This is a genomic window from Alteromonas sp. 1_MG-2023 (genome assembly GCF_030547075.1).
Taxonomy (GTDB): Bacteria; Pseudomonadota; Gammaproteobacteria; order Enterobacterales; family Alteromonadaceae; genus Alteromonas.
In genome coordinates this window covers 13,364-30,692 of sequence record NZ_JAUOQH010000015.1, presented here as the reverse complement: position 1 = coordinate 30,692, position 17,329 = coordinate 13,364, and the positions used below count along the sequence as shown (strand labels likewise).

The 17,329-nt window shown below is 44.3% G+C and carries 15 protein-coding genes; 13 read left to right on the top strand and 2 right to left on the bottom strand.

All coding sequences use genetic code 11. The features are described 5' to 3' along the window. Positions 1-11 precede the first annotated feature (11 nt). From cheY to Q4561_RS15145, 13 genes are all read left to right on the top strand, one after another. Positions 12-395 carry a chemotaxis response regulator CheY gene (cheY, locus tag Q4561_RS15205; protein WP_303461714.1) on the top strand — a complete coding sequence of 128 codons (384 nt, stop codon included), beginning with the start codon at positions 12-14 and terminating at the stop codon, positions 393-395. A gap of 34 nt (positions 396-429) precedes the next feature. Further along, complete coding sequence (locus tag Q4561_RS15200) at positions 430-1,206, top strand: protein phosphatase CheZ (RefSeq protein ID WP_303461712.1); 777 nt, start codon at positions 430-432, stop codon at positions 1,204-1,206. Between the two features lie 11 nt (positions 1,207-1,217). Beyond that, positions 1,218-3,488 (top strand): chemotaxis protein CheA, encoded by a 2,271-nt coding sequence (locus Q4561_RS15195; RefSeq protein ID WP_303461710.1) that lies wholly within the window; start codon positions 1,218-1,220, stop codon positions 3,486-3,488. Positions 3,489-3,517: 29 nt separating this feature from the next. Further along, positions 3,518-4,648 carry a chemotaxis response regulator protein-glutamate methylesterase gene (locus Q4561_RS15190; RefSeq protein WP_303461709.1) on the top strand — a complete coding sequence of 377 codons (1,131 nt, stop codon included), beginning with the start codon at positions 3,518-3,520 and terminating at the stop codon, positions 4,646-4,648. 113 nt (positions 4,649-4,761) lie between these two features. After that, complete coding sequence (locus Q4561_RS15185) at positions 4,762-5,526, top strand: ParA family protein (RefSeq protein ID WP_303461707.1); 765 nt, start codon at positions 4,762-4,764, stop codon at positions 5,524-5,526. A gap of 6 nt (positions 5,527-5,532) precedes the next feature. After that, positions 5,533-6,369, top strand: coding sequence for a chemotaxis protein CheW (locus Q4561_RS15180; protein WP_303461705.1), 837 nt, complete (start codon positions 5,533-5,535; stop codon positions 6,367-6,369). Beyond that, positions 6,359-6,850, top strand: coding sequence for a chemotaxis protein CheW (locus Q4561_RS15175; protein WP_303461703.1), 492 nt, complete (start codon positions 6,359-6,361; stop codon positions 6,848-6,850). The genes Q4561_RS15180 and Q4561_RS15175 overlap by 11 nt, the downstream gene beginning before the upstream one ends. Before the next feature lie 90 nt (positions 6,851-6,940). Next, positions 6,941-7,381, top strand: a complete 441-nt coding sequence (locus tag Q4561_RS15170) for a DUF2802 domain-containing protein (protein ID WP_303461702.1) — start codon at positions 6,941-6,943, stop codon at positions 7,379-7,381. A 100-nt stretch (positions 7,382-7,481) separates the two neighbouring features. Further along, positions 7,482-8,420, top strand: coding sequence for a homoserine O-succinyltransferase (gene metA / locus Q4561_RS15165; RefSeq protein WP_303461700.1), 939 nt, complete (start codon positions 7,482-7,484; stop codon positions 8,418-8,420). A 3-nt stretch (positions 8,421-8,423) separates the two neighbouring features. Next, the gene (locus tag Q4561_RS15160; protein ID WP_303461698.1) at positions 8,424-9,491 is read left to right on the top strand and encodes a homocysteine S-methyltransferase family protein; all 1,068 of its coding nucleotides are present in this window, start codon (positions 8,424-8,426) and stop codon (positions 9,489-9,491) included. Between the two features lie 8 nt (positions 9,492-9,499). Further along, on the top strand, positions 9,500-12,124 hold the full coding sequence (gene metH / locus Q4561_RS15155; protein WP_303461697.1) for a methionine synthase: 2,625 nt from the start codon (positions 9,500-9,502) through the stop codon (positions 12,122-12,124). Continuing rightward, positions 12,117-12,713, top strand: a complete 597-nt coding sequence (locus Q4561_RS15150) for a DUF938 domain-containing protein (protein WP_303461695.1) — start codon at positions 12,117-12,119, stop codon at positions 12,711-12,713. Before metH ends, Q4561_RS15150 begins: the two co-directional genes overlap by 8 nt. A gap of 551 nt (positions 12,714-13,264) precedes the next feature. After that, entirely contained in the window at positions 13,265-15,286 is a 2,022-nt protein-coding gene (locus Q4561_RS15145; protein WP_303461694.1) for a methyl-accepting chemotaxis protein, read from the top strand. Between the two features lie 14 nt (positions 15,287-15,300). Here Q4561_RS15145 and Q4561_RS15140 read toward each other — a convergent pair whose 3' ends face one another. Together Q4561_RS15140 and Q4561_RS15135 are read right to left on the bottom strand one after the other, a co-directional pair. After that, positions 15,301-16,194, bottom strand: coding sequence for a LysR family transcriptional regulator (locus Q4561_RS15140; RefSeq protein WP_303461692.1), 894 nt, complete (start codon positions 16,192-16,194; stop codon positions 15,301-15,303). Between the two features lie 55 nt (positions 16,195-16,249). Further along, positions 16,250-17,194 carry a hydrogen peroxide-inducible genes activator gene (locus Q4561_RS15135; protein ID WP_303461690.1) on the bottom strand — a complete coding sequence of 315 codons (945 nt, stop codon included), beginning with the start codon at positions 17,192-17,194 and terminating at the stop codon, positions 16,250-16,252. Positions 17,195-17,329 lie beyond the last annotated feature (135 nt).

Here is a 17,329-nt window from a genome sequence, read left to right as displayed (position 1 = left end):
TGGAGGCTATTTTGGATAAAAGTATGAAAATTCTCGTGGTTGACGATTTTTCTACCATGAGACGTATCATAAAGAACCTGCTAAAAGATTTGGGTTTTGCCAATATCCAGGAAGCGGACGACGGTAACACCGCGCTGCCTATGCTACAACAAGGTGATTTTGACTTTGTTGTAACAGATTGGAATATGCCAGGTATGCAAGGTATTGATTTATTGCGGGCTATACGTGCTGATGACAAGTTAAAACACTTGCCAGTGCTTATGGTGACGGCTGAAGCGAAAAAAGAACAAATCGTTGCCGCAGCACAAGCGGGTGTAAACGGTTATGTGGTTAAACCTTTCACAGCTGCTACCCTGAAAGAGAAACTTGAGAAAATCTTCGAACGTTTAGGTTGATTCAGGCGCTCACCAGAGAAATGAGGTTTACTGGATGTCGACAAAAGAAAGTGTCTCTATAACGCTCGAAGAAGCCAAGAAATTGGTGATGTATCTAGAAGAAGGCGATACTGCATCGGCGAATGCCGTCTTAGAAGTCGTGACGATGAAAGAGTCTATTGAACTCTTTGCCGAAGTGGGCAAGCTAACTCGCCAACTGCATGACTCGCTCAACAATTTTCAAATCGATGAACGTATTAAAAATCTAGCGATTGATGATATCCCAGATGCGCAAACTAGATTGACATATGTTATTGAAGAAACAGAAAAAGCAGCCAATATCACCATGGATGCAGTTGAAGAAAGTATGCCAATTGCTGAAATGCTTTCCACTCGTATTGAAAAAATCATGCCTGAGTGGAAAAAGTTGATGAATCGTCAACTCGAACTAGGCGAATTCAAAGTGTTGTGTGCAGACTTAGACGAATTATTGGAAGACGGCGCGACACAATCGACCAAGTTAACGTCTTTGCTAACCGAAGTGCTAATGGCACAAGGTTATCAGGACCTTACTGGTCAGGTTATTCGCCGTGTTATTGAACTTGTTAAAGAAGTAGAAGATAGCTTAGTTAATATGTTAACGATGTTTGGCGATCGCGATCAATCAGAGCCAAGTAAGCCATCGGAAACTAAAATTGAAAAAGATAACAAGGTAGATAACAAGGCCGATAGCGTCAAAGCTGAAGGTCCAATTATTGATGCAGACCAACGAGATGATGTTGTGTCTGGCCAAGATGACGTAGATGATCTTTTGTCTAGCTTAGGTTTTTAGGGAGCGGGCGCATGGCGTTTGATGTTGACGAGGATATATTACAGGACTTTCTAGTAGAAGCTGGGGAGATCCTTGAACAATTACAAGAACAGCTCGTTGATCTAGAAAATAACCCTGAGGATGCAGATTTACTCAATGCTATCTTCCGTGGGTACCATACCGTAAAAGGTGGGGCTGGCTTTCTTTCGCTTACAGAACTTGTCGAAATTTGCCACGGTGCTGAAAACGTTTTCGATGTAATGCGAAATGGTCAGCGTACGTTAACCCCTGAATTGATGGACACCATTCTTCAGGCGACTGATGTAGTGGTAGATATGTTTGAGCGTGTCAAATCGCAAGAACCATTAATACCTGCAGACGCAAAACTCGTTGATTTACTTCACAAGCTAAGCACTCCTGAAACCTCAGACGAAAATATCTTTGGCGACAGCGCTGATACTGCAGATGCCACTGTTGCAGATGTTGTTGAAGAAGAACCTGTAGTAGAAACTCCTTCTGTTTCTGCAACGCCTGCAGCCACTAGCGATGGTGGAATTGACGAAATTTCAGAAGACGAATTTGAAGCTTTGCTTGATGAGCTTCATGGGTCTAGTGCACCAGGGCGTTCAGCAGCAAAAGTAGAATCTACACCGGCAACGCCCGCACCTGCATCCGCACCTAGCAGCGCAGCGAGTGGCTCTGGTGATGATATTACTGATGATGAATTTGAAGCTCTGCTAGATGAGCTGCACGGTAAAGGCAAATTTAAAGAAAATGAGCCAGCCCCAGCTGCTACGCCAGCGCCAAAAGCGGCTGCCCCGGGTGGTGAAGAAATTACCGACGATGAATTTGAAGCTTTGCTTGACCAGTTACATGGTTCAGGGCAAGGGCCTACTGCGCAATCTTCTGCGAGTGCTTCGACCACTTCGGCAAGTAATACACCTGCGGTAGATGTAAAGGCGACAGAAGAAATTCAAAAGGCGAAAGCGCAGCAGGCAGCAAGTACACCTGCTAAACCAGCTCCAGTGGCAAAAGCGCCCACACCAAAGCCGGTAGAGAAAAAAGCAGCAGAGCCGGCTAAATCCGCCGCGAAAAAAGATGATAAAAAGGCCAACCCAGCCCCCCCTCAAGCTGAAACAACGGTGCGTGTTGACACTAAACGCCTAGACCAAATTATGAATATGGTCGGTGAGTTAGTATTGGTGCGAAATCGTTTGCTTAGTTTGGGAATAAACAATGCTGATGAGAGCATGTCTAAAGCCATTGCTAACTTAGATGTGGTTACCGGCGACTTGCAAGGCGCGGTCATGAAGACCCGCATGCAGCCAATTAAGAAAGTCTTTGGCCGTTTCCCTCGGGTTGTTCGAGATTTAGCTCGTAGCTTGAAAAAAGAAATCACCCTGCAGTTGGAAGGTGAAGAAACAGATTTAGATAAAAACCTGGTAGAAGCACTGGCCGATCCACTGGTTCACTTAGTGAGAAACTCGGTAGATCACGGCATTGAAATGCCAGATGATCGCGCAGCTTCAGGTAAAGCCCGAATGGGAACCGTTAGATTATCGGCTTCTCAAGAAGGGGATCATATCTTACTTACCATTGAAGATGATGGTAAGGGAATGGATGCAGAAAAACTCAAAGAGATTGCGATTAGCAGAGGGGTGTTAGATGCCGATGCTGCTGCGCGAATGTCTGATGTTGAAGCGTTCAATCTAATATTTGCCCCCGGCTTTTCGACCAAAACGGAGATTAGTGATATCTCGGGTCGTGGCGTGGGTATGGATGTGGTTAAAACAAAAATTAACCAGCTTAACGGTACCATAAGTATTGATTCACACCTTGGAAAAGGCACCCGACTCGATATTAAAGTACCCCTTACGCTTGCGATATTGCCTACCCTAATGATAGTCGTTGGCAAACAAACGTTTGCACTACCGTTAGGTGCGGTCAACGAAATTATCAATATGGACATTAAGAAAACCAATACGGTTGATGGCCAGCTAACCATGATAGTTCGGTCAAAAGCGATACCACTGTTCTTCTTAGGTGAATGGTTAATTCGCGGGCCTAAAAATTTAAATAAAGACAAAGGTCACGTCGTCGTGGTTCAAATAGGCACCCAGCAAGTTGGCTTTGTTGTTGATGCGCTAATAGGCCAAGAAGAAGTGGTTATAAAACCATTAGATGCCTTATTACAGGGAACGCCGGGTATGGCGGGAGCAACCATCACTTCTGACGGTGGAATAGCGCTTATTTTAGATATTCCTAGCTTACTTAAACGCTATGCTCGCAAGCCTTTAAAGTAATACGGCACACATATAGGAAATTAACATCCATGGTCTTTAAAGTCTTGGTCGTGGACGATTCTACATTTTATCGTCGTCGAGTACGTGAAATTCTTGACGAAGATAAAGAGCTAGAAGTTGTTGGTGAAGCTCGAGATGGGCAAGATGCCCTCGACAAAATAGATACGCTGCTACCTGATGTGATAACAATGGATGTTGAAATGCCCGTAATGGATGGCATTTCTGCCGTTAAAGCCATTATGGAAAAACGCCCCGTTCCTATTTTGATGTTTTCGTCGCTTACTCATCATGGCGCGCAAGCAACGTTAGATGCTCTAGAGGCAGGAGCGTTAGATTTTCTTCCTAAAAAATTCGAAGACATAGCACAAGATCGCAAAGATGCCGTTCGATTGCTATGTACTAAGGTTAGGTTGATAGCAAGGCGGGGGGTAGGTTTAAAACGCCCCATATTGAAGCGTGTCGAGAGTAGAAAATTACCTGAAAATGCGCCCAAGCAGGCGTTTTACAAGAGCTCTACTTTGCTCACTGGCCGCAAGGATGCAACGAGTCAACCTACGTTTTCATCCATTACGGCCTCTGGTAAAAAGTATAAGTGTTTAGCAATCGGTGCATCAACCGGTGGTCCGGTTGCGTTACAGAAGATATTAGTAGCATTACCGGCTGACTTTCCTTACCCAATAGTGTTGGTGCAACATATGCCGGGGACCTTCACTAACGCTTTTGCTCAACGGCTTAACTCGCACTGTAATATTGCAGTTAAAGAAGCAGAGCATGGCGATATATTAAAGCCGGGTTGCGCTTATCTGGCGCCAGGCGGCAAGCAGATGTTGATAGAGGGTTCAGGCCTTCAAAAGAGAGTAATAATTACCGATGCCAAACCGACAGATAAAATTAATTATAAGCCCAGTGTTGATTTAACGTTTGGATCTCTCGCTAAAACTTATGGTGGCGACATATTGGGTATTATCTTAACGGGTATGGGGGCTGATGGAAGAGAAGGCTGCCGTTTTATGAAAGAGAACGGGGCAACTATCTGGGCCCAAGACCAGGACTCCTGTGTTGTTTATGGCATGCCCCAAGCGGTAGCAGCGGCAAATATATCGGTTAAGAGTATAGATATAGATGACATGAGCAGCTGTATTCTTACCGAAATGAAGTAGATAGGTACTGTTTTAATTGTCGCTCTGAAAATGTTAGGTAGCGCTCTGGCAATGAAAGATCGGACGCTAAAACACAGCAATCCAAAGTAAATGTAAGCTGGAAAATTATAACGATGAAGGTGTGGACAGTAGCAAACCAAAAAGGCGGTGTTGGTAAAACAACCACCACTGTATCTTTAGGTGGTTTGTTAGCCCAGCGTGGAAAACGTGTATTGATGGTAGATACGGATCCCCACGCTTCACTCAGTTATTATTTTGGCATAGACGCAGAGCTTTTAAGTCACTCAGTTTACGATATTTTTGTTAAGTCTTCTGAACTTACTGCCGATATAGTTATGGACTGCCTGTGTCCAACTAAGTTAGATAATTTATACGTGTTACCTGCCACTATGGCGTTAGCCACATTGGATAGAACGATGGGCAGCGAGCAAGGCATGGGTCTAGTGCTAAAAAAAGCCCTAGCCAAGGTAGAGAATGAGTTTGACGTGGTAATTATAGATTGCCCGCCCGTATTAGGTGTACTCATGGTAAATGCCTTAGCAGCATGCCATAAAGTGATAGTGCCGACACAAACAGAATATTTGGCGCTTAAAGGCTTAGACCGAATGGTGCGTACCATGGAGATAATGGGGCGTTCACTGCAAAAGTCTTTCGATACCGTCATCATTCCTACCATGTTCGACAAACGTACGAACGCGGCTTTGGCATCTAGAAAGCGTTTAATGACCGATTATAAAGAGCGGGTTTGGCACGGGGTAATTCCTGTAGATACGCATTTTAGGGATGCGAGTTTAGTTCAGTTGCCAATTTCTGCTGCGTACCCGAAAACCCGTGGAGTAGCGGCTTATAGTAAGCTACTTGAGGTTTTGGAGAAGTAAAGTTAAATGAGTAATCAAGGACCGTTTGCACGAGAAGAAGTCGTAGAGGCTTATCTCGATAGCTTATTAAAGGAGCCAGATGATCCGGCACAGGCGACTGCGCGAACAGCAAAGTTACTTGAGCAGGCGGTACAAACGCTAGCTGATGAAGCTACCGAAGAACATGTACTTACCCATAAAGAAGCCTTGGTTGAAGAAGCGATAATCGATACCGTTACACCAATAGAGGTTAATGATGTCGAAGAAACTACGCAATACGAAAAAAACAACTACAATGAAATAGATAATGAAGCAGTAGAGTCGGTAGATACCCATTCTGATGCCGTGCAACCAGTACCGAAAAGCGCGCTGGTTGATAGCCTTGAAAATAATTTTCAGGCGTTGTTTTTTGAAGTGGCAGGGTTAACGTTGGCGGTGCCATTAACCACCCTAGGTGGTATACATCAAATTGAAAAGATAAGCCCGCTATTTGGCAAGCCAGATTGGTTTATGGGCGTAATGATACATCGCAAAGAGAAACTTAGCGTTGTAGATTCTGCAAGGTGGGTCATGCCAGAAAAGTATGATGAGAGCATGGCAGAGTCATTGAACTACCGATATTTAATTATGTTAGGGGATAGTACGTGGGGGCTGGCCAGCGAGAAACTGGTCAACACGGTTACCTTAAAAAAAGCTGACGTCAAATGGCGTGAGTCTACAGGAAAGCGTCCCTGGTTGGCGGGGATGGTTAAAGAAAAAATGTGTGCGATAATTAACGTAGAAGAGTTAATATCGATGCTTAATAAAGGCTTAGGCAGTAATGACCAGACGCCGAGTATTGGGAGCCAGGTTCATGAGCGATGATAGAACAAACAGCAACACCACCGACAGTAATGATGAAGTCCTCCAATGGGTAACATATCGCCTAGGTGAAGAAACATACGGTATTAACGTAATGCAAGTGCAGGAAGTATTACGTTATACCGAAATTGCACCTGTACCGGGCGCACCCGATTACGTACTGGGTATTATTAACCTTCGCGGCAACGTGGTAACGGTTATTGATACGCGTGCGCGTTTTGGGTTACCGCCTACAGAAATAACCGACAATACCCGTATTGTTATCATTGAGTCTGATGAGCAAGTCGTGGGTATACTTGTCGATAGCGTGGCTGAAGTGGTTTACCTTCGCTCTTCTGAAATTGATAGTGCACCAAATGTTGGCACTGAAGAAAGTGCCAAGTTTATCCAAGGTGTGAGTAACCGAGAGGGTGAATTACTCATTTTGGTAGATTTGAATAAACTGTTAAGTGATGAAGAGTGGGATGAGCTAAGTTCAATATAGTCAGTCTATTGCTTCTAAAGGGCAGGTAACTGGGTTATCTGCCTTTTCTATTTCTGATTTACCTATTTATGTATTAAGGCCTCGTCGCATATGGAACTGCAGTTTATTGCCCCCACCGTTATTGAATTAATATTGCTAGCGCTAGTCGTAGTGCTGGTTATAGTAATAATAGGGTTGATGATAAAAGTCCGTAAAAGCAATGCGGCGTTGTCAGAATTGCAGAGCCTAGTTACTCGACGTACGGATGATATGGATGTGCAAATTCGAGATTTTGGTCATCAGCAAAATGAGGCGCAAACCCGAAGCCTCGTTGTTACTCGTCACCTTCAAGCACTCCAAGAAAAACAAGACGATTTCGAAAATCAAATTCGAGAGTTAAAACTTCAAGATCCCTCACTAAGGCTTTATAAGCGTGCTGCGGAATTAGTAAAGCAGGGCGCAAGTATGCAAGAAGTGATGGAAGCCTGTGATATCCCTCGTGCCGAAGCTGAAATGCTGTTTATGGTACACAAACAATCCTCTTCCCAATAATGGTTTTCGACGTCCGTTTAGACGTCTAGACGTAAAGATGTTGACATCTGTGTGGTAATTGCCACAATACAGTCATAGTAATTTATGACTGGAGCCTTCTATGCCAATTCGTATACCAGAACAACTGCCTGCGCAGAATGTGTTGTTGGGCGAAAATATCTTCACCATGGAGAGCAATAGGGCGGCGAATCAGGATATACGTCCTCTTAAAGTAGGTATCTTAAATTTGATGCCCAACAAAATTGAGACTGAAGTACAGCTACTAAGGTTACTTTCCAATACGCCGTTACAGATTGATGTAGATTTTATTCGCGTTGATAATCTTGCGCCAAAAAATACCCCTCAGTCGCACATGGACGCCTTCTACAACGACTTTTCTCAAATTGCTGACAAAAAGTATGATGGACTAATTGTAACTGGGGCACCATTAGCCTTGTTAAAATACGAAGACGTGAAGTATTGGGACACCATGACCACCATTTTAGAATGGGCACAGCGTCACGTTAACTCTACATTGTATTTATGCTGGGCAGCCCATGCTGCCATGTACCACTTTTACAACTTCACCCGCACGCTGCGCAAAGAGAAGTTTTCTGGCGTGTTTGAGCATAAAGTTAACGATCCAAACAATGAACTATTGCGTGGGTTCGACCCTGTATTCTATGCCCCTCATTCTCGTTACGGCCACATTGATACCGCGAACTACAATAGTGTAGATGGCTTACATGTGGTGGCAGAGTCTGAAGAAGTCGGCGCTTATATCGTTGCCTCTGAAGACAAGCGCATGGTATTTGTTACTGGGCATCCAGAATATGATGCTGATACCCTTAAAGATGAATATTTTAGGGATGTAAAAGCAGGCCAAACGCCAGCTATTCCCAAAAATTATTTTACGGATAACGATCCGAACAAATCACCCATAGTCAGGTGGCGCTCTCACGGGAGCCTGTTCTTCACCAACTGGTTAAACTACTATGTTTACCAAACAACGCCATATGACTTAAATCAGTTAGCTGAAAAATCACAGCCAAAGAGGTAACGCGTGAGTCAACATCCAGTTTCTAGCGCGCAAGCAACACTGCTAAGCGCTGCACAACAACGTATTCTAGTATTAGATGGTGCAATGGGAACCATGATCCAGCAGCATAAGCTGGAAGAAGAAGATTATCGTGGTACACAGTTTGCCGATTGGCATTGTGATGTAAAAGGAAATAACGACCTTTTAGCCGTCACCCAGCCAGATATTATTTATCAAATTCACTGCGATTACTTTGAAGCAGGCGCTGATATTGTTGAAACCAATACTTTTAATGCCACTACCATCGCCATGGCCGATTACGACATGGAAGCGCAATCAAGAGACATTAATATTGCCGCCGCCAAATTAGCCAGAAAAGCAGCCGATGAGTTCACAGCAAAAACGCCAGATAAACCAAGGTTTGTCGCAGGTGTGCTAGGCCCAACGAATCGTACTGCGTCTATCTCTCCTGATGTTAACGACCCAGGTAAGCGCAACGTAACCTTCGATATCTTGGTAGAGGCGTATATGGAATCTACTGAAGCATTAATTGAAGGCGGTGTAGATTTAATTATGCTTGAAACCATCTTCGATACGCTAAATGCTAAAGCGGCGGCGTTTGCCGTGGAAACCGTATTCGAAAAACTAGGTAAGTATTTACCTGTGATGATTTCGGGCACCATTACCGATGCCTCAGGTAGAACGCTTTCGGGGCAAACCTCTGAAGCATTTTATTATTCAATGCGCCACATTAGCCCGTTTTCGTTTGGCTTAAATTGCGCGTTAGGGCCTGACTTGTTGCGCCAATATGTTGAAGAAGTCTCAACGATTAGCGAGTGCCTTGTATCTGCTCATCCCAATGCCGGTTTACCAAACGAATTTGGCGAATACGATTTAGAAGCGCCTGAAATGGCCGAACATATCAAAGAATGGGCAGAGTCGGGTTTAGTGAATATTGTTGGCGGCTGCTGCGGCAGTACCCCAGAACATATTCGAGCTATTGCCGATGCGGTAAACAGCATATCACCAAGAACGGTGCCTAAGTTCGAACCTAAAATGCGTTTGTCTGGCCTTGAGCCGTTTGTACATTAGGAGGCAGCGTGAGCGCACAATTTTCTACATTTATTAATATTGGTGAGCGTACTAACGTAACTGGTTCAGCACGCTTCAAACGTCTTATCCTTGAAGGCGATTATGAAACCGCCCTTGATGTTGCCCGCCAGCAAGTTGAAAGCGGCGCGCAAATTATCGATATCAATATGGATGAGGCCATGCTTGATTCCAAGCAGGCCATGGTCACCTTTTTGAACTTGATTGCTTCAGAGCCTGATATCAGTCGGGTGCCTATTATGATTGATTCATCAAAATGGGAAGTGATTGAAGCCGGGCTAAAATGCGTGCAAGGCAAGGCGATTGTAAATTCAATCAGCCTTAAAGAAGGCGAAGAGAGCTTTCTGGCCCAAGCCAAGAAAATCAAACGCTATGGTGCTGCCACAGTAGTGATGGCATTTGATGAAACGGGGCAGGCCGATACGCAAGCGCGCAAAGTTGAGATATGCCAGCGCAGTTATAAATTGCTGACAGAATCTATCGGTTTTCCACCTGAAGATATTATCTTCGACCCGAATATCTTTGCGGTAGCAACGGGTATAGAAGAGCACGATAACTACGCCGTAGATTTTATTGAAGCCACGGCGAAAATTCGTGAGCTTTGCCCTTATGCACATATTTCCGGTGGCCTTTCTAATATATCGTTCTCGTTTAGAGGCAATAACCCCGTACGCGAAGCGATGCACTCGGTGTTTTTATATCACGCCATTCGTGCGGGTATGGATATGGCTATCGTGAATGCAGGGCAGCTTGAAGTTTATGATGAAATACCAAAAGAACTTCGTGAAGCAGTAGAAGATGTCATTCTAAATCGTCGTAGCGACTCTACTGAACGCTTGCTTGATATCGCCCCTAACTATCAAGGCGATGGTAAAGCGGCGGCAAAAGAAGATTTGAGCTGGCGAGAGCAAGATGTTAATAAGCGTTTGGCTCATGCGCTTGTTAAAGGTATTACCGATTACATCATTGATGATACTGAAGAAGCCCGCCTACAAGCCGAACGCCCGCTACATGTAATTGAAGGGCCGTTGATGGACGGCATGAACATCGTTGGAGATTTGTTTGGTGAAGGTAAGATGTTTTTGCCTCAAGTTGTAAAGTCGGCACGGGTAATGAAAAAAGCCGTAGCTCACTTACAGCCTTACATTGAAGCCGAAAAATCCGATGGCACTAAGAGCAATGGCAAGATATTGCTTGCCACTGTGAAAGGCGACGTTCACGACATTGGTAAAAACATTGTAGGCGTTGTACTGCAATGTAATAACTTCGAAGTGATTGATCTCGGGGTGATGGTACCTGCAGCTACTATCTTGCAAGTGGCAAAAGATGAAGACGTAGACATGATTGGCCTCTCTGGGCTCATTACACCTTCACTTGATGAAATGGTGCACGTGGCCAAAGAGATGGAGCGTCAAGGCTTCGATTTACCGCTATTAATTGGCGGTGCAACGACTTCCAAAGCACACACGGCAGTTAAGATAGAACAAAACTATCATGCCCCTGTGGTGTATGTACCTAATGCGAGTCGCGCAGTTGGCGTGTGTCAAAAGCTGCTTAACCGTGGCTCTCGAGATATTTATGCCGAAGAACTGGCAAAAGAATACGACAAAGTACGTGACCAACACGCCCGTAAAAAACCGCGCAGCAAGCCAGTTACCCTAGCCCAAGCGCGCGCCAATGCATTCACACCAGATTTTACAGAAGCACCGGTAACACCTAAGAAATTAGGGGTAACACCGGTGGATGTAGATATCGCTACCTTGCGCCCGTATATCGATTGGACACCATTTTTCCTCACGTGGTCTCTGGCCGGCAAGTACCCACGAATTCTAGAAGATGACGTGGTAGGGGAAGAAGCAAAGTCCTTGTTTGCCGACGCAAACGAAATGCTAGATAACATTATCGCTAATAATTCATTAGCCGCTAAAGGGGTTATTGGGTTATTTCCTGCCAATAGGGTAGAAGATGATATTGAAGTGTATACCGATGAGTCTCGCTCAGAAGTACAAGGCGTCGCGCATCATCTACGCCAGCAAACCTTAAAAGATAAATTCGCTAACTATTGCTTAGCCGATTATGTTGCTGAGAAATCATCAGGTATTAATGATTATATCGGTGCTTTCGCGGTGACAGGCGGAATAGGTGAAGATGAGCTAGCCGATAGCTTCATTAAAGCAGGTGATGACTACAACGGTATTATGGTGAAAGCCGTGGCCGATAGGTTAGCCGAAGCATTTGCCGAATACCTTCACGAACAAGTACGTAAAGTATATTGGGGCTATGCCGAAAGTGAAAACTTAACCAATGACGACCTTATTCGTGAAAAATACCAAGGTATTCGACCAGCGCCGGGTTATGCAGCGTGCCCTGAGCATACGGAAAAGCAGCTTATTTGGGATTTATTATCGGCAGAACAACATACTGGTATGAAACTCACCGAAAGCTACGCTATGTGGCCTGGAGCGGCAGTGTCGGGGTGGTATTTCTCCCACCCTCAAAGCAAATATTTTGCCGTGGCTAAAATTCAAAAAGACCAAGTGGAAGACTATGCCACTCGTAAGGGTTGGACATTGGAAGAAGCTGAGAAGTGGTTGGGGCCTAATTTACATGACTGAGTCGTTCTCAAAGCCGTTTAGCCAAGCGTGCGAAAATAATAAAGCGCCGATTTTAACGGTGCTAAATCGTACGTTTGCGAATTGTAAGGGTGTGTTAGAAATTGGCAGTGGTACAGGGCAGCATGCCGTTTACTTTGCTGAAAACTTGCCACATTTGCAATGGCACTGTAGTGACCAACCTGACTATCATGAAGGTATTACAGCGTGGTTGAAAGAAGCTGGGTTACCCAATGTCTCAAAGCCCGTGGCATTAACTATAGGTAAAGACAGCTTTCCATCACTCGCTGTTGAAGGTATTTACAGTGCTAATACTGCTCACATCATGCAGCGCCATGAAGCTGAAGTGTTGATGAAATCAGTAAGTGAATACTTACCTTCGGGGGGTGTTTTCTGCCAATACGGCCCCTTTACTATTGGTGGCGAATTCTCCTCTGAAAGTAACAGGTCATTCCATGAATCACTTATCGAACGTGGATATGGCGGCTATCGTGATATTAGCGAACTGACTGAGTGGAGCCAGGACTTAGTGTTACGGGAAATACATAAGATGCCGGCCAATAACTTGTTACTAGAATGGCGCAAGCCGTAACCTTTATGTTTTTCAGCATACAGCCATGATGTATTTGATCGTGGCTGTATTGTTCGTTTTGTATTTTTGAACGAGTTTTGAAATGGTTTCGAAATAGTTTTTAAATTTTTTAAACTTTCAAAGTCTTATAATCTGTTATTACCCTAATCAGTTTTCAGCATCTCATTCTCTGTTGGCCTTATTATCTAGCAGTGCTTTATTCGCTGTAGTAGTTCTTACTGACATCACAGCTTACATCTTATATATCACAGTTTTTAGTACCGGCTTCCCTTCATTGATTGCAGTAAATTTAACCACTTAAAGCCATCTTGTGTACAAAATAAACAAGAATATCTAATCTGTTTTTTTAAACTTTAGTTGAATTGGCTTTTTGCGTTAAATATGGGTTGAAATCGATTCGTTTGTATTAGAAAGTAATAATGCACTGTTTATTATGAGTAAAGTGGAAGGGAACGCCTTTTACTATTTTAAGAGAGTGGACGATATTAAGCGCCAGATGTTCATTATCCATTGCGCGCGACTAAAATAAAAAAACAAATAGAGTAGTAATCATGAGTTCATTGTCCCTTCAGAAGAAGTTTATGTTGATCGTGGGGGGAAGCATTGCAGTTATGTTGCTTGTCACCGCGTTCTTCTTGGTGAATATAGTTGGTGATAATACTAGGCACCAAGTAGAACAAGAAGTTGCAGCACGAGTGGCTAACGAAGCCGATTCAGTGGAAGCCTTTTTCTCCCTTTATGGTGGTGTAGCCAAAACCTTTTTAAGTAACCCTTTTCTTAAAGACTTCTTTATTCAACACACCCTTCGTGGTGCCAGTGAAGCCCAACTGTCTAACGCCGCTACTGTTTATACTGTTTTTGACAATATAAGTAGCCAAGACACTAATATTAAGTCGGCTTTTTTTGCATCTGCCGCTACCAGTGAGTACTTTTTTGAGCAAGGGCGTGTAGGGGTTGATGAAAGTGGCCCTGATGCTGGAGATGTGAATAAAGGCTACTTTGCATCTAAACGACCCTGGTTCCAAACGGCGGTGAGCAAAGGAGAGCTTTACGTTACCCCTCCCGCGGTAGATTCTCAGGATGGCAGTGTGTCAGCAGTAGTACAATCACCTGTTTATCAAAACGGTAGACTGATAGGCGTAGGTGGTATTGATATTCTTATCAGTACTATAGGGTCGGTTATCGACAATATTCGGTTTGAAGGCCAAGGTACAGCGTTCCTACTGGATGAGAACCAAAACATTGTTTACTTTCCAAAGCAAACCACACCGCTACCGCTTAGCTCATCGTTAACGTCGTTTGATTCAGTATTTAGCAATACTAAGGGCTTTAGCGCTTTATCGAGAAAGATAGGGGCTACATCATCAGGGCAAGTTTCAGTGACATGGCAAGGCGAAGAATACGTGGCGGTGTTCAGGCACGCTAAGCTTGATAACCCTACCATGGATTGGTCATTAGGTATTTTGATCCCCGCTAGCATTATTGCTGCGCCTATTAATAACGCTATCTCGACAGCGGTTATAGTGGCATTAGTTATCATTAGCCTTATCGCGCTCATCACCTATGTGGCCAGCGCAAAAATAACTCAACCTTTGACAAAAATGCGCGTTGCCATGGCAGATATTGCTAGCGGTGATGGCGATTTAACTAAGCGTTTAGATATTACCAGCAAAGATGAAATTGGCGCATTGGCAGTAGAATTTAATCGGTTTACCGACAAGCTACGTGGTCTGCTAACGGAAACTGCGTTAAACACCAAGGCAGTGTCTGATGCTGCGGATCATTTACGAGACGTATCTCAAAGTACCAGTGCAGAAATCAATCAAGAGCGAAGCCAAGTTGATAATGTGTCTTCCGCGGTTACCCAAATGGCCGCCACAGTCGTGGAAATATCAACAAATGCGGCGCACTCTAGTGAAGCGGCTAACCAAGCGGAAGCGATTGTTACCCAAGGTAGTCAGCAAGCTAAAGAGGCCATGGCTGAAATCACTTCGTTAGCCGAAGCTATCGACCAAGGCGTGGAAGTGGTGAGTGGGTTAAGTCAGGAGTCGGATAACATTGGTGCGGTAATCGATGTCATTAACAGTATTGCTGATCAAACTAATCTACTTGCGCTAAATGCTGCCATCGAAGCTGCTCGAGCGGGTGAGCAAGGCCGAGGGTTTGCTGTCGTTGCAGATGAAGTACGCTCTCTTGCCAGTCGTACGCAAGAGTCCACCACGGATATTCGTAAAATGGTAGAGCGCTTGCAGCATATGGCGGAGCAAACCGATTCAGTTATGCAAACGGGCAAGGGCCTTTCACAAAGTGGTGTTGAAAAAACCGCTAAAGTGGTGACCTCATTGGAGCAAATCAATCAAGCGATAGCCACGGTGCATGAACAAAGTACCCATATAGCTCACGCTACTGAACAACAAACTGAAGTCGCGCAAGATATTCATAAATCTTTAGTAGCCATTACAGGGCTGAGCGATCGTACTAGTCAGCACGCAGAAGAGCTGGCTGTTGAAGCAACCCAGCTTAGCGGTGTATCGACTGAGTTAAATGAGTTAGTGGGGCAATTTAAAATTTAGGTGCCTGTAAGCACTTATTTAGGCAACACGGTAGCCTTGGCTAACGAGATAAATTCGTCTACAAATCCAATAGGGTCAACCTCTTTTCGGTGACCCAAATACAAAGTTTTCTGTAAGCCCTTTTCACCTAAGGGCTTATACGTTAACACATCGGATTCTTTCGCTTCATCAACCAGCCATTTAGGTAGCGCGGTAACACCGCGCCCTGCGGCTACCATTTGTAAGATGATTTCAGTGGTTTCAATGGTTCTGTGTTGTTTTACGCTCGCCCCCGCAGGGGTAAGAAATCCAGCAAAAATATCTAAGCGATTGGTTTCCACTGGGTAGGTAATCACCACTTCATTGGCTAATTGTTTAGGCTTTATGTAATCACAATCTGCTAACGGATGCTCATTGTGCATAACTAACACTTGTTCGTAATCTAATACGCCGGTGTAACTAATTGCATCTACATGTAATGGGTCAGGGGTGAGGAGTAAATCGATGTCGTAACCATGTAAGGCTTGTAAGCCGCCAAATGAAAACGCCCGTCTTACGTCAACATCGACATCGGGAAAGGCTTTTAAAAATGGCGCAACTACCTTTAGTAACCACTCAAAACAAGGGTGACATTCCATACCAATACGCAATATACCTTGCTTCCCTTCTGCCATACGGCGCAGCTGAGCCTCAGTATGTTCAAACTGAGGCAGTACTCTTTGAGATAACCCCACCAAGCTTTTACCCGCTTGCGTCAGCACTAATGTACGACCTTCTTTTTGCCAAAGCGGTAGTGAAAAGCTCGCTTCTAGCTTTTTCATCGAATGACTTAGTGCAGACTGGGTAACAAATAAAGACTTCGCGGCCTCTGTCATTGTGCCGTGCTTGTGGATAGCGCTGATAATTTTAAGGTGCTGGCGTTCAATCATGTTATTAGTTATGAGCTTTGTTCATAAATTATTAAGAATATATCACTCTTTCTCATTAGTTATTAATAACATCTACTGCGGTAGATAGCCTACTGGCGATAATGTCACGAATAACCGACGTGATTTCTCTAAAGGTTTTACGCCCAGGCGCTGTATTTCGCCACGCCAAAGAATGTTGCCTTTCAATCGGCATGCCTTCTATTTCACAAACATGTAAAGCTTCAGGGTGATGGAGCTCTGAGTGAATATACAAGCCCGGCAAAAATGCTACGCCCATGCCCATAACAACCATTTGACGAAGCGTATCTAAGCTCGTTCCTTCATAGTCGCGCTGCAGGTTTGCGCCAATTTCATCACAAATATGCTGTACTTGGTGATGGAAGTGGTGCCTATCTTCTAAGGTTAATACTTTTTCTCCGGCAATTTGCTCGGGCCGCACATAGGCATTACCTGCGAGGGGATGATCGGAGGGAACAACGAACTTAAGGGGTTCATTAAACAAAGGCTCGGTGATCAACTGGGAGTATTCACTGGAAAGGGGGGAAATTATTAAGTCGTATTCACCATGCAGTAGCCCATGTTGTAACGCCTGCGGAGCAGCTTCTCGCACGTAAAAACGTAGCCCTGGCTTACGATGATGTAGTTCAGGCAGTATATGAGGTAGTAAATAGGGCCCTAGCGTAGGTGGTATACCTAAACGAAAAGTGACGACTTCACCTTCAGCAAGATCTCGTGCAATCTCATTAAAGCGGTGATTGGCTTGAAGCACTTCTTCAGCAGCTTCGATAAGTGCTTTACCTTGTGGAGAGAGTAAAGTGCCAGTTCTTGAGCGCTCGAACAAGACTAAGTCTAAACTATTCTCAAGGGTATTAATTTGACTCGTCAAGGTAGGCTGACTTATCCCCAAGCTTGTCGCTGCTTGTCGGAAACTCAGGTATTTAGCTACCGCCACGAAATAGCGAATCTGGTTAATTGATGGAGTTTTACCGTTCAGTAACATGGTAATTGTGCCGCCTAATTTCTATAATTCTCACGCATGATAGATGAAGGCTATCACGAACTGGTATATTAAACTATTAATCTATCAGGTGACACTGGCGCAGACAGTAAAAGAAAATAATTATTATTTAATGGA